Source organism: Streptomyces sp. NPDC033229, from assembly GCF_055576875.1.
The window spans coordinates 1-12,228 of sequence record NZ_JBVIQR010000055.1 but is presented as its reverse complement, the minus strand read 5'-3'; the positions used below and the strand labels follow the sequence as shown (position 1 = coordinate 12,228).

General features: G+C 72.4%; 13 protein-coding genes. 11 read left to right on the top strand and 2 right to left on the bottom strand.

Annotated elements, in window-relative coordinates:
• The first annotated feature begins 7 nt into the window (after nucleotides 1-7).
• From alr to ACZ53N_RS31685, 4 genes are all read left to right on the top strand, one after another.
• Nucleotides 8-1,192 carry an alanine racemase gene (gene alr, locus ACZ53N_RS31700; protein ID WP_469144259.1) on the top strand — a complete coding sequence of 395 codons (1,185 nt, stop codon included), beginning with the start codon at nucleotides 8-10 and terminating at the stop codon, nucleotides 1,190-1,192.
• Nucleotides 1,193-1,209: 17 nt separating this feature from the next.
• Nucleotides 1,210-2,436 carry an alpha/beta fold hydrolase gene (locus ACZ53N_RS31695; RefSeq protein WP_469144258.1) on the top strand — a complete coding sequence of 409 codons (1,227 nt, stop codon included), beginning with the start codon at nucleotides 1,210-1,212 and terminating at the stop codon, nucleotides 2,434-2,436.
• 97 nt (nucleotides 2,437-2,533) lie between these two features.
• Complete coding sequence (tsaE, locus tag ACZ53N_RS31690) at nucleotides 2,534-3,106, top strand: tRNA (adenosine(37)-N6)-threonylcarbamoyltransferase complex ATPase subunit type 1 TsaE (RefSeq protein ID WP_469144257.1); 573 nt, start codon at nucleotides 2,534-2,536, stop codon at nucleotides 3,104-3,106.
• A gap of 138 nt (nucleotides 3,107-3,244) precedes the next feature.
• Nucleotides 3,245-3,430 carry a hypothetical protein gene (locus tag ACZ53N_RS31685; protein WP_469144256.1) on the top strand — a complete coding sequence of 62 codons (186 nt, stop codon included), beginning with the start codon at nucleotides 3,245-3,247 and terminating at the stop codon, nucleotides 3,428-3,430.
• Between the two features lie 248 nt (nucleotides 3,431-3,678).
• On the opposite strand, the gene ACZ53N_RS31680 is transcribed toward ACZ53N_RS31685, so the two are convergent.
• Nucleotides 3,679-4,269, bottom strand: a complete 591-nt coding sequence (locus tag ACZ53N_RS31680; RefSeq protein WP_469144255.1) for a hypothetical protein — start codon at nucleotides 4,267-4,269, stop codon at nucleotides 3,679-3,681.
• A gap of 127 nt (nucleotides 4,270-4,396) precedes the next feature.
• On the opposite strand from ACZ53N_RS31680, the gene tsaB reads away from it, so the two are divergent.
• The 3 genes from tsaB to tsaD are packed head-to-tail and all read left to right on the top strand — an operon-like array spanning nucleotide 4,397 to nucleotide 6,895.
• On the top strand, nucleotides 4,397-5,065 hold the full coding sequence (gene tsaB, locus ACZ53N_RS31675; RefSeq protein WP_469144254.1) for a tRNA (adenosine(37)-N6)-threonylcarbamoyltransferase complex dimerization subunit type 1 TsaB: 669 nt from the start codon (nucleotides 4,397-4,399) through the stop codon (nucleotides 5,063-5,065).
• Nucleotides 5,062-5,748: a ribosomal protein S18-alanine N-acetyltransferase gene (gene rimI, locus ACZ53N_RS31670; RefSeq protein ID WP_469144253.1), complete on the top strand. Its 687-nt coding sequence runs from the start codon at nucleotides 5,062-5,064 to the stop codon at nucleotides 5,746-5,748. Before tsaB ends, rimI begins: the two co-directional genes overlap by 4 nt.
• Complete coding sequence (gene tsaD / locus ACZ53N_RS31665; protein ID WP_469144252.1) at nucleotides 5,741-6,895, top strand: tRNA (adenosine(37)-N6)-threonylcarbamoyltransferase complex transferase subunit TsaD; 1,155 nt, start codon at nucleotides 5,741-5,743, stop codon at nucleotides 6,893-6,895. Before rimI ends, tsaD begins: the two co-directional genes overlap by 8 nt.
• A gap of 3 nt (nucleotides 6,896-6,898) precedes the next feature.
• Here the strand turns inward: tsaD and ACZ53N_RS31660 are convergent, their stop codons facing one another.
• Nucleotides 6,899-8,104: a THUMP-like domain-containing protein gene (locus ACZ53N_RS31660; protein WP_469144251.1), complete on the bottom strand. Its 1,206-nt coding sequence runs from the start codon at nucleotides 8,102-8,104 to the stop codon at nucleotides 6,899-6,901.
• A 128-nt stretch (nucleotides 8,105-8,232) separates the two neighbouring features.
• Between ACZ53N_RS31660 and ACZ53N_RS31655 the strand changes: the two genes are divergently transcribed.
• From ACZ53N_RS31655 to groL, 4 genes are all read left to right on the top strand, one after another.
• Nucleotides 8,233-8,793 (top strand): flavoprotein, encoded by a 561-nt coding sequence (locus ACZ53N_RS31655; protein WP_469144250.1) that lies wholly within the window; start codon nucleotides 8,233-8,235, stop codon nucleotides 8,791-8,793.
• A gap of 56 nt (nucleotides 8,794-8,849) precedes the next feature.
• Nucleotides 8,850-9,737 (top strand): polysaccharide deacetylase family protein, encoded by an 888-nt coding sequence (locus ACZ53N_RS31650; RefSeq protein ID WP_469144249.1) that lies wholly within the window; start codon nucleotides 8,850-8,852, stop codon nucleotides 9,735-9,737.
• Between the two features lie 340 nt (nucleotides 9,738-10,077).
• The gene (groES, locus tag ACZ53N_RS31645) at nucleotides 10,078-10,386 is read left to right on the top strand and encodes a co-chaperone GroES (protein ID WP_215081936.1); all 309 of its coding nucleotides are present in this window, start codon (nucleotides 10,078-10,080) and stop codon (nucleotides 10,384-10,386) included.
• 129 nt (nucleotides 10,387-10,515) lie between these two features.
• Nucleotides 10,516-12,138 (top strand): chaperonin GroEL, encoded by a 1,623-nt coding sequence (groL, locus tag ACZ53N_RS31640; RefSeq protein WP_130879032.1) that lies wholly within the window; start codon nucleotides 10,516-10,518, stop codon nucleotides 12,136-12,138.
• Nucleotides 12,139-12,228: the final 90 nt, after the last annotated feature.

Genomic DNA, 12,228 nt, shown 5'->3' with positions numbered 1-12,228 from the left:
GACGGGGATGAGTGAGACACCGATGCCGATGCGCGCCCGTGCCGTGATCGACCTGGCCGCCCTGCGAGCCAACGTGACGACGCTGCGGGCACGTGCGCCCCGGGCGCAGCTGATGGCCGTGGTCAAGGCGGACGCCTACGGCCACGGCGCGGTGCGCTGCGCGCGTGCGGCCCGGCAGGCCGGGGCCGAGTGGCTCGGTACGGCCACGCCGCAGGAGGCGCTGGCGCTGCGGGACGCGGGGGACACCGGACGGCTGATGTGCTGGCTGTGGACGCCGGGCGGACCGTGGCGGGAGGCCGTCGAGGCCGATATCGACGTCACGGTCAGCGGCCTGTGGGCGCTGGAGGAAGTGTCGGCGGCGGTGCGCGCGAGCGGCCTGCGGGCCCGGGTGCAGCTGAAGATCGACACCGGGCTCGGCCGCAACGGCTGCCAGCCCGACGACTGGCCGGAACTGGTGCTCGCGGCCCGCGAGGCCGAGGCCGAGGGCCTGATCCGGGTCACCGGCATCTGGTCGCACTTCGCCTGCGCGGACGAGCCCGGCCACCCCTCCATCCAGGCACAGCTGCGGGTCTTCAAGGACGCCCTCGACTACGCCGAGCGCCAGGGGATCACCCCCGAGGTGCGGCACATCGCCAATTCCCCGGCGCTGCTCACGCTCCCCGAGACCCACTTCGACCTCGTGCGGACCGGTGTCGCGATCTACGGCGTCTCCCCGAGCCCCGAGGTCGGCACGCCGGAGGACTTCGGCCTCAAGCCCGTGATGACGCTGTCCGCCTCGCTCGCCTCGGTCAAGCGGGCGCCGGGCGGTCACGGTGTCTCGTACGGGCATCACTACACGACGCCCGGCCCCACTACCCTCGCCCTTGTTCCCGTCGGCTACGCCGACGGCATTCCGCGGGCCGCCTCCGGCACCGGGCCGGTGCTGGTGGGGGGCAAGTGGCGGACGGTCGCGGGCCGGGTGGCCATGGACCAGTTCGTCGTGGACCTGGGCGGCGACAGCGCCCGGGTGGGTGACGAGGCGGTGCTGTTCGGCCCGGGCGACCGGGGCGAGCCGACCGCCGAGGACTGGGCGCGTGCCACGGGCACCATCGCCTATGAGGTCGTCACGCGCATCTCCAGCCGGGTGCCCCGCGTCTATGTCGGTGAGAACGTGGACATGCGAGAGACCGCCGAGGACGTGGACCACAGCTAGGACACGGGGGACCGGGAATGAGCGAAGGAGAAACCACGGGCGCGGACGCCGTCGGCCGGTGGCGGGGCGCCGGGATCGCGGGCGCCGCGATCGGGATCATCGCCACCGGGGCCGCGGTCGGTGTGGCGGTGGAACGCCTGACGGTGGGCCGCGGCATGCGCCGCAAGGCGCGCCTGGCCCTGGATGCCTCGGCCCCGTACGGGACGCTGCGCGGCACCGCGGGCACGGCGGTCGCCGAGGACGGCACCGAGCTGCACTACGAGGTCGACGAGGTCGACGGCACGGCCGCGGCGGACGCCCCGGCGCCCCGGCGACGGTTCTTCGGGGGTGCCGCGCGCCCGCAGGCCGAGCCGGTCACTGTCATTTTCAGCCATGGTTACTGCCTGGCGCAGGACGTCTGGCACTTCCAGCGGGCCGCGCTGCGCGGTGCCGTACGGACCGTCTTCTGGGACCAGCGCAGCCACGGCCGCTCCGGCCGCGGCGTCTCCCAGCGCGACGGCGAAGCGCCCGTCAGCATCGACCTGCTGGGCCGTGACCTCAAGGCGGTCATCGACGCCGCCGCCCCCGAGGGACCCCTGGTGCTGGTGGGGCACTCGATGGGCGGCATGACGATGATGGCGCTGGCCGCGCAGTACCCCGAACTGGTCGCCGAGCGCGTCGTGGGCGCGGCCTTCATCGGCACGTCCTCGGGGCTGATCGCCGAGCTCACCTACGGCCTTCCCGTCGTCGGCGGGCTGAACGTGGCGCGCCGCGTCCTGCCGGGCGTCTTCAAGCTGATGACCGCGCAGGCCGAGCTGGTCGAGCGGGGGCGGCGGGCCACCGCCGACCTGTTCGCCGGGCTCATCAAGCGCTATTCGTTCGGCTCGCGCGACGTGGACCCGGCGGTGGCACGGTTCGCCGAGCGGCTGATCGAGGCGACGCCGGTCGAGATCGTCGCCGAGTTCTACCCTGCCCTCGCCGAACACGACAAGGTGGAGGCGCTGTGCGCCTTCGACCACATGCCGGTGCTCGTGCTCGCCGGGACGAGGGACCTGATGACGCCGAGCGAGCACAGCGAAGCCATCGCGGCGGCCCTGCCGGACGCCGAGCTGGTGCTCGTACCGGACGCCGGGCATCTGGTGATGCTGGAGCACCCCGGGACGGTCGACGAGCACCTGGCCGGAATGCTGGCCGCGGCCGGGGCGGGCGAGGCGGCCCGGGGCATCGAGCAACGGCGGTCGGCCGGAACGCGCCGGCACGGCTGAGGGAGCCGGGCCCCACACCCGCGGCGGCGGGGGGCGTTCGTACTCGCGGTGGCACGGCTCGGCCCCTTACGGGCCCGAGCCCGTACCATCGGCGGGTATGAGCGCCCCGCACGACACGGCCCACCACGACACGGCCGCCGACGCCACCATCGCCACCACCACCCGGATCACCGTCAAGTCCGCCGAGGACATGCGAGGACTCGGCCGCAGACTAGCCACGTTCCTGCGCCCCGGTGACCTGGTGCTGCTCACGGGCGAGCTGGGCGCCGGCAAGACGACGCTGACCCGCGGGCTGGGAGAGGGCCTCGGCGTGCGCGGTGCCGTCACCTCCCCCACCTTCGTGATCGCCCGCGTGCACCCGCCGCTCGGCGACGGCCCGGCCCTCGTCCACGTCGACGCCTACCGGCTGCACGGCGGGCTGGACGAGATGGAGGACCTGGACCTCGACGTCTCGCTGCCCGAGTCCGTGATCGTCGTGGAGTGGGGCGACGGCAAGGTCGAGGAGCTGTCCGACGACCGGCTGCACGTCGTCATCGAGCGGGCCGTGGGGGCCGACGCCCCGGGCCTCGACGACCTCGACGGCGTCGAGGACGTCGACGACGAGCGCGGCGTGACGGTGACCGGAGTCGGCACGCGCTGGGCGGGCGTGGATCTGACGCCGCTGGGGTAGGAGAGGGCTGTCCGTACGTTCCGACAAGCCGTCGGCAAGATGTTGCGTCGGCGGTGTCGGGCATGGTCACATGGAGACAGAGACTCGGTTAGGTCTACCTAAGTACCTGACCTTGCCCAGCTGCCCCAGGAGGCATACATGTCGGCCCAAGAGCCTGCTGCCGCCGTGGTGAAACGCTCCGAGGAGCGGCCCCCGTCGATGCGTGACCTCCTGGCGTCGTGTGCCGCGGCCGACGCGGTCTCCACCCCGCCGAAGGCGCCTTCGGCGCCGGAGGCACCGGAAGCGGATGGCGCCGCAGGCGCCGGGGAGCGTGAGGCGGCCTAGGCCCGTGATGTCCCCAATCGCCGGACGGGCTCGATACGGCTGAGCTCGGCCATATCCAGCCCGTCCGGCGTTTGAGGACGCGCCCGCAGGGCGCTCGCCGCCGCAGGCGGCAAAGGCTGTCAGCCAAGAACTGCCGGCCAGGCGAGGGGCGCTCGCCGCCGCAGGCGGCAAACGACGGGCCCGCAGCCGAGACGCCCGGCAGTCGAGACACCCGTACGAGTGACCCAAGGGCCCGGCCAGGGCAAGGGCTACTGAACGACGACAACCTTCGTGCCTCGGACCGCGAACGCCCACATCGCGTCGCCGTCCGGCCGCGTCTCACGGATGCCGCCCGTCTTCTTCCCGTTGGCCGCCGGAGTCGGCTTCGAGCCGTCGACCGCCGCGCTGAAACCGAAGACGATCCCGGGCAGGCTGTGGAAGAGCACGATGTGCTCGACCGGCGTCCCGTCCGAGCCGACGACCCGGGGGCTGCGCGAGGTCACCGCGTACGTCCCCGGCTTCAGCTCGGCCGTGCTGGGCGTGACCTCGAACGTCCGGGTGGCCTTGCCGTCGGCGCCGACCAGCCAGACCCGCTTCTGCCCGAGCGCGTAGACGACCCGCTGCCCGGTGCCCGAACCGGCCGGGACCGGGGCCGCCGCCTTCTCCTGGCCCGTCTTGTCCTTGCCGGAGGCGTCCTTGCCGCCCTCGGCCTTCTCCCCGGTCTTGCCGGTGGAGGCGGAGGCGGTGGGCCGGGCGGGGCGGTCGGGTGCGGCCTGTGCCTGGAAGGCGAGGAAGCCGACCGCGGCCAGTGCCGCTGCCGTGAGTCCGGCCACCACGGCCCCCGCGCTGCTGCGTGCCACGCTGCGCACCCTTTCGTCCTGCGTACGACTTTGCGGCTGACCGTAGCACCGCATACGCCCCCGTCGTGCCCTCGGCGGAGGCGGGCGCGCGCACCGGGCTCCCCCGTGCGCGCCGTAGGCTGTCCATGTGCTGCTGCTCGCTCTTGATACCGCCACCCCCGCCGTGACCGTCGCCCTCCACGACGGGGACACCGTCGTCGCCGAGTCGAGCCAGGTGGACGCGCGCCGCCACGGTGAGCTCCTGCTGCCCGCCGTCGACCGCGTGCTCGCCGAGGCCGGCCGCACGCTGGACGCCGTGACCGGGATCGTCGTCGGCGTGGGCCCCGGACCGTACACCGGCCTGCGGGTCGGCATCGTCACCGCCGCGACCTTCGCCTCCGCGCTGTCCGTCCCCGTGCACAGCCTGTGCTCGCTCGACGGGATCGCGTACGCCGCGGGCCAGGCGGGCCTGGAGGGCGAGTTCGTCGTGGCGACGGACGCGCGCCGCAAGGAGGTCTACTGGGCCCGCTACGCGGACGCGCGCACGCGCGTGAGCGAGCCCGCCGTGGACCGCCCCGCCGACCTCACCGAGCCGCTCGCGGGCCTCACGGCCGTCGGTGCGGGCGCCGTGCTCTACCCCGACGCCTTCTCGGACGTACGGGCCGAGAAGCCCCAGCACCAGTCGGCGGGCGCGCTGGCGTCCCTCGCGGCGGAGAAGCTGCGGACGGGCGGCGAGTTCCTGCCGGACCAGCCCCTGTACCTGCGCCGCCCGGACGCGCAGGTGCCGGCCAACTACAAGGTGGTCACCCCCAAGTGAGCCAGGCCGTGCGGATCCGTGAGATGCGCTGGTGGGACATCGCACCGGTGCTGGAGCTGGAGCGCGCGCTCTTCCCCGACGACGCCTGGTCCAAGGGGCTCTTCTGGTCCGAGCTGGCCCACGCGCGCGGGGCGAACGCCAACCGCCGCTACGTCGTCGCGGAGCTGCCCGGCGGCGCGGACGGCGCCGACGACGCCCCGGGCGCCGGTGACGCCGGCGTGGCCGGGCGCCACGCGAGCGCGGCCGGCGGACCCGGCACGGGCGCCGGCACCACGCCCACGGGCGGCCGCATCGTCGGCTACGCGGGCCTCGCGGCCATCGACGGCACCGGCGACGTCCAGACCATCGCCGTGGCCTACGACCACTGGAGCACGGGCCTGGGCGCCCGTCTCCTCACCGAGCTGCTCACCACCGCGACCGATTTCGAGTGCCGCGAGGTGCTCCTGGAGGTGCGGGTCGACAACACCCGCGCCCAGCGGCTGTACGAGCGCTTCGGCTTCGAGCCGGTCGGGGTGCGGCGCGGCTACTACCAGCCGGGCAACATCGACGCGCTGGTCATGCGCCTCGCGACCGACGCGCCCCCCACCGACCCCTCCGGCCCTGACGAATCCGCGGAACCCCCTTCCGCCTCCGACAGCGGCTCCGCCGTAAAGAACACCGAGCAAGGAATGACCCATGGCTGACGAACCTCTCGTACTCGGCATCGAGACCTCGTGCGACGAGACCGGAGTCGGCATCGTCCGCGGCCACACCCTCCTCGCCGACGCGGTCGCCTCCAGCGTCGACGAGCACGCCCGCTACGGCGGCGTCGTTCCCGAGGTGGCCAGCCGTGCCCACCTCGAAGCCATGGTCCCGACCATTCAGCGCGCCCTGAAGGAAGCGGGCGTCAGCGCGCGGGACCTCGACGGCATCGCGGTCACCGCCGGCCCCGGCCTCGCGGGCGCCCTGCTCGTCGGCGTCTCGGCGGCCAAGGCGTACGCGTACGCGCTCGGCAAGCCCCTCTACGGCGTCAACCACCTCGCCTCGCACATCTGCGTCGACCAGCTCGAACACGGCGCGCTGCCCGAGCCGACGATGGCGCTGCTGGTCAGCGGCGGCCACTCGTCCCTGCTGCTGGCGCCGGACATCACCTCCGACGTCCGCCCGCTCGGCTCGACCATCGACGACGCGGCGGGCGAGGCCTTCGACAAGGTCGCCCGCGTCCTGAACCTCGGCTTCCCCGGCGGCCCGGTCATCGACCGCTACGCCCGGGAGGGAAACCCCGCGGCGATCAAGTTCCCGCGCGGTCTGACGGGCCCCCGCGACCCGATCTACGACTTCTCCTTCTCCGGTCTGAAGACCGCCGTCGCCCGCTGGATAGAGGCCAAACGCGCGGCGGGCGAGGACGTGCCCGTCGCGGACGTGGCGGCGTCCTTCCAGGAGGCCGTCGTCGACGTCCTCACCCGCAAGGCCGTCCGTGCCTGCAAGGACAACGGCGTCGACCACCTCATGATCGGCGGCGGTGTCGCCGCCAACACCCGGCTGCGGGCCATGGCCCAGCGCCGCTGCGAGGACGCGGGCATCGTGCTGCGCGTGCCCAGCCCGAAGCTCTGCACGGACAACGGCGCGATGGTCGCGGCACTCGGCGCGGAGATGGTGGCACGGGGACGCTCGGCGTCGTCGTGGGACCTCTCGGCCGACTCGTCGCTCCCGGTGACCGAGACGCACGTGCCGGGCACGCACGGCGAGGACCACGACCACGGAGACGGCCACGGCCACTCACACGGTCATGGCCACGCGCACGACCACGACCACTTCCACGAGCTGAGCAAGGACAACCTCTACTCCTGACCGTCAGCCGGCCGGGTGCCCCAGCAGCATCGTCGGGGCACCCGCCACCCGGGTGAGCAGAATCGTGCAGGAGTTCGGCCCTGCGAGCTTGAGCTTCTTGCGCAGCTCCTCCGGCTCGACCGCCGACCCGCGCTTCTTCACCGTCACGACGCCCACCTCGCGCTCGCGCAGCAGGGCCTTGAGCTTCTTCAGGTTGAAGGGCAGCACGTCCGTGATCTCGTAGGCCGCCGCGTACGACGTCGGGCGCAGCTCGTCGCTCGTCACGTACGCGATCGTCTCGTCGATCAGCCCCCCGGCGAGCTCCTCGGCCGCTTCGGCGACCAAGTGCGCGCGGATGACCGCGCCGTCGGGCTCGTAGAGGTAGCGGCCCACGGGCCGTACGGCCGGGTCCGGCAGGCCTCGGCCGACCAGGGACGCGCCCTGGGGCAGCAGCGTCGCCCGCCGCGCCCCCGGTGCCGTGCCGAACCACAGCACGGCCTCCTTCACATCACCGCCGTCCGAGATCCACTCGGCTTCCGCTTCCTCGGGGATCGCCTCGTGCGGCACCCCGGGCGCGATCTTGAGCGCGGCGCGCGGGGCGGTACGGGCGGCCCCGATCGCCCAGGACAGCGGCGGTGAATACGCCTCGGGGTCGAAGATCCGGCCCCGCCCGCCGCGCCGCGCCGGGTCCACGAACACCGCGTCGTAGCCGGCGGTGTCGACCTCGGCGACATCCGCGCACCGCACCTCGATGAGGTCGGACAGCCCCAGGGCGGCCGCGTTGGCACGGGCGACATCGCAAGTCAGCGGGTCGCGGTCGACGGCCAGCACAAAGACCCCGGTCCGCGCGAGCGCGATGGCGTCACCGCCGATGCCGCAGCACAGATCGGCGAGACGGCGGACGCCGAGCGCGGTGAAACGCCCGGCGCGGTACTCGGCCACCGACTTGCGGGTGGACTGCTCGACGCCGTTGGGGGTGAAGAACATGCGGTACGCGTCCTCGGCCCCGAACTTCGCCACCGCGCGCTGTCGCAGCCGCGCCTGGCCGAGCGCGGCCGACACCAGCTCGGCGGAGTACTCGCGGCGCAGCCGGGTCGCGGTGGCGAGCTCCTGGGCGGGGTCGTAGTCGCGCAGGGTGTCGAGGAGCCGCCGTCCTTCGTCGGTGAGGAGCGCGGCGAAGGCGTCGGTGGGCGAGCCGGTGGAGGAGTTCGGTGCGGGCACGTGTCTCATTCTCGCCGACGTCGGAGGCCCGATGCCCGGGGCGCGAGGCCCGATGCCCGACGCCCCGGCCGTCGGAGCCCGCCCCGCGGGGAACGCACCACTTGCGGGCCCCGGCCGCACCCCGTGGACTGGCCCGTATGACTGCGAACGGCACCGCGCGCCGCGTCCTGTACCTGATCGCCTGCGCCGCCCCGCCCGCCCGCCGGATCACCGACGGCATCCGCGCCGCCCAGGCGGCCGGCTGGGACGTCTGTCTGATCCTCACGCCCTCCGCGCACCGCTGGCTGGCCGACGACACGGACGCGCTGCGGGACCTGACCGGGCATCCGGTCCGGCACGCGTACAAGCTCCCCGACGAGCCCGACGTGCTGCCCGCCGCCGACGCCGTCCTCGTCGCGCCCGCCACCTTCAACACGCTGAACAAGTGGGCCGTCGGCATCGCCGACACCCTCGCGCTCGGGCTCGTCACCGAGGCGATCGGGCTGCGCCTGCCCGTCGCCGCCCTGCCGCATCTCGGCGCCGCCCAGGCCGCGCATCCCGCCTTCGGGCGCAGCGTCGCGTTCCTGCGCGAGGCGGGCGTGACCGTGCTCCTCGGTGGCGACGGCTACCACCCGGAGCGCGGCGACGAAGTCGACGCGTTCCCCTGGGCGGCCGCCGTCGCGGCACTGCCGGCACCGGCACCGGCACCGGAGCTGTAACCCCCCAAGTCCGGCCCCGGTCAGAGGCATCGAACACATGAACAACAATCGTGCCGGTGAGCACGACTGTTTCCGGCCTCCGGGCCGCCCTCGCCACCGCCCTCCCCGTCTGCGCCGCGACGCTTCTGCTGACGGGCCTGCTCTCGGGCTGCTCGTCCGGGACCACCGCCGGAGCCTCGTCCGGATCGGACAAGGCGGGCAAGGGCAGGCCGGTGGGTGCGGTCGGCACGACCGCCTCCCCGACCCCCACCGCCTCCGACGCCTACCGCCGCTGGGGCCTCGACAAGCCCCTCGCCGCGCCCCCGGCCCCGCCCGCGCGCAAGCTGACGGAGAGCGTGAAGGCGGGCGGCGCGCCCCTGCTCGTACGGCGGGTGCCCACCCGGGACAAGGTCGCCTTCGTGACCATCGACGACGGGGCCGAGAAGGACCCGGAGTTCGTGAAGATGGCCGAGGACCTCAAGCTGCCGCTGACAATGTTCCTCACCGACGACATCGCCCGCGCCGGCCGTGGCTACCCCTACTTCGACCGGCTCCACGCCCTCGGCAACGGCGTCCACAACCACACCCTCGGCCACCCCAACCTGCGCACCCTTGACCCCGACGCCCAGCGCCGCCAGATATGCGGACAGCAGGACGTCCTGGCCAAGCGGTACGGCGCCCGACCGACGCTCTTCCGTCCGCCCTACGGCAACTACAACGACGCCACCCTCGCCGCCGCGGGCGGCTGCGGGGTGAAGGCGGTCGTGCTGTGGGAGGCCACCATGCAGATCAACGACATGCGCTACGCGCAGGGCGGCAAGCTGCGGCCCGGCGACATCGTCCTCGCGCACTTCCGCGGGCCGAAGGAGCTGAAGGGCACGTCGATGACCCGGATGACGACGAACATGCTGCGCAGCATCCAGAAGCAGGGCTACACCGTGGCCCGCCTGGAGGACTATCTCTGAGGGCCCGGCGGAGGATTACCCCCGGCGACGCGCGGGAAGGTCCACCCCTGCGACCGTCCGGTGCGCCGGTAAGCGCCCAGTGCGCGTCCCGCGCGAGGCCTGTGCGAGGTCTGTACGAGGGGTTCACCCCAGGGGTGGAACGGCACGCGCAGCGCACGTCGAATTGGCACTCCGCTTGACCGAGTGCTAACCGCGTCATAGTCTCGGCTTCGTTGGCACTCTCCACCGGGGAGTGCCAGACACGGCGACGGGCAGCTCCGGCACCCGCGACGACGGATCCGACCTGGTCGCCACCTCAGACAGTTAACCCCGTGAGATCTCCGAAGGGGGAGGTCGGATCGTGACGACCGCCAGCTCCAAGGTTGCCATCAAGCCGCTCGAGGACCGCATTGTGGTCCAGCCGCTCGACGCCGAGCAGACCACGGCCTCTGGCCTGGTCATCCCGGACACCGCGAAGGAGAAGCCCCAGGAGGGCGTCGTCCTGGCCGTGGGCCCGGGTCGCTTCGAGGACGGCAACCGTCTTCCGCTCGACGTCACCGTCGGCGACGTCGTGCTCTACAGCAAGTACGGCGGCACCGAGGTGAAGTACAACGGCGACGAGTACCTCGTCCTCTCGGCTCGCGACGTTCTCGCGATCGTCGAGAAGTAGCCGGGGTCCGGGGGCAGGTACCCCGGAAAGTACGGAACCCCAGTTTGCATTGATCTACGCCCCGGCCACCCGAGTCTGAACAACCGGGCGACCGGGGCGTAGTTCTTTCGAGAGGACACAACAGCTCCCATGGCGAAGATTCTGAAGTTCGACGAGGACGCCCGTCGCGCCCTTGAGCGCGGCGTCAACAAGCTTGCCGACACCGTGAAGGTGACGATCGGCCCCAAGGGTCGCAACGTCGTCATCGACAAGAAGTTCGGTGCCCCCACCATCACCAACGACGGCGTCACCATCGCGCGCGAGGTCGAGCTCGACGACCCGTACGAGAACCTGGGCGCCCAGCTCGTGAAGGAGGTGGCGACCAAGACCAACGACATCGCGGGTGACGGCACCACCACCGCCACCGTGCTGGCCCAGGCGCTGGTCCGCGAGGGTCTGCGCAACGTCGCCGCCGGCGCCTCCCCGGCCTCGCTGAAGAAGGGCATCGACGCCGCGGTCAAGGCCGTGTCCGATGAGCTTCTCGCGACCGCCCGTCCGATCGAGGACAAGACCGACATCGCCGCCGTGGCCGCGCTCTCCGCGCAGGACAAGCAGGTCGGCGAGCTCATCGCCGAGGCGATGGACAAGGTCGGCAAGGACGGTGTCATCACCGTCGAGGAGTCCAACACCTTCGGCCTGGAGCTGGACTTCACCGAGGGCATGGCCTTCGACAAGGGTTACCTCTCGCCCTACATGGTCACCGACCAGGAGCGTATGGAGGCCGTCCTCGACGACCCGTACATCCTGATCCACCAGGGCAAGATCTCCTCGATCCAGGACCTGCTCCCGCTGCTCGAGAAGATCATCCAGGGTGGCGCCTCCAAGCCGCTCCTGATCATCGCCGAGGACGTCGAGGGCGAGGCGCTCTCCACCCTCGTCGTCAACAAGATCCGCGGCACGTTCAACGCCGTGGCCGTCAAGGCCCCCGGCTTCGGCGACCGCCGCAAGGCGATGCTCGGCGACATGGCCACCCTCACCGGTGCCACCGTCATCGCCGAGGAGGTCGGCCTCAAGCTCGACCAGGCCGGTCTGGACGTGCTGGGCACCGCCCGCCGCGTGACCATCACCAAGGACGACACCACCATCGTCGACGGTGGCGGCAACTCCGAGGACGTCGTCGGTCGCGTCAACCAGATCAAGGCCGAGATCGAGTCCACGGACTCCGACTGGGACCGCGAGAAGCTCCAGGAGCGCCTCGCCAAGCTCGCCGGTGGCGTCTGCGTCATCCGCGTGGGTGCGGCCACCGAGGTCGAGCTCAAGGAGAAGAAGCACCGTCTGGAGGACGCCATCTCCGCGACCCGCGCCGCGGTCGAGGAGGGCATCGTCTCCGGTGGTGGCTCCGCGCTCGTCCACGCCGTCAAGGTCCTCGAGGGCAACCTCGGCAAGACCGGCGACGAGGCCACCGGTGTCGCCGTGGTCCGCCGCGCCGCCGTCGAGCCGCTGCGCTGGATCGCCGAGAACGCCGGCCTCGAGGGCTACGTCATCACCGCGAAGGTGGCGGAGCTCGAGAAGGGCCAGGGCTTCAACGCCTCGACCGGTGAGTACGGCGACCTGGTGAAGGCCGGCGTGATCGACCCGGTCAAGGTCACCCGCTCCGCCCTGGAGAACGCCGCGTCCATCGCGTCGCTGCTGCTCACGACCGAGACCCTGGTCGTCGAGAAGCCGGCCGACGAGGAGCCCGAGGCCGGTCACGGCCACGGTCACTCCCACTAGGGCGCGTATTCGGTTGTGATCAAGGGCTGGTCCGGGTGAGGTCCTTGATCCAGATCAATGAAGCGCGCAGGTGGAGGCCGGCGAGGTAGC

Bases quoted from the DNA above. Each gene is read 5' to 3' on its own strand.
- tsaD (WP_469144252.1), top strand. From the start codon at position 5,741: ATGGCTGACGAACCTCTCGTACTCGGCATCGAGACCTCGTGCGACGAG.
- ACZ53N_RS31695 (WP_469144258.1), top strand. From the start codon at position 1,210: ATGAGCGAAGGAGAAACCACGGGCGCGGACGCCGTCGGCCGGTGGCGG.
- tsaE (WP_469144257.1), top strand. From the start codon at position 2,534: ATGAGCGCCCCGCACGACACGGCCCACCACGACACGGCCGCCGACGCC.
- ACZ53N_RS31660 (WP_469144251.1), bottom strand. From the start codon at position 8,104: ATGAGACACGTGCCCGCACCGAACTCCTCCACCGGCTCGCCCACCGAC.
- ACZ53N_RS31685 (WP_469144256.1), top strand. From the start codon at position 3,245: ATGTCGGCCCAAGAGCCTGCTGCCGCCGTGGTGAAACGCTCCGAGGAG.
- alr (WP_469144259.1), top strand. From the start codon at position 8: ATGAGTGAGACACCGATGCCGATGCGCGCCCGTGCCGTGATCGACCTG.
- groL (WP_130879032.1), top strand. From the start codon at position 10,516: ATGGCGAAGATTCTGAAGTTCGACGAGGACGCCCGTCGCGCCCTTGAG.
- ACZ53N_RS31655 (WP_469144250.1), top strand. From the start codon at position 8,233: ATGACTGCGAACGGCACCGCGCGCCGCGTCCTGTACCTGATCGCCTGC.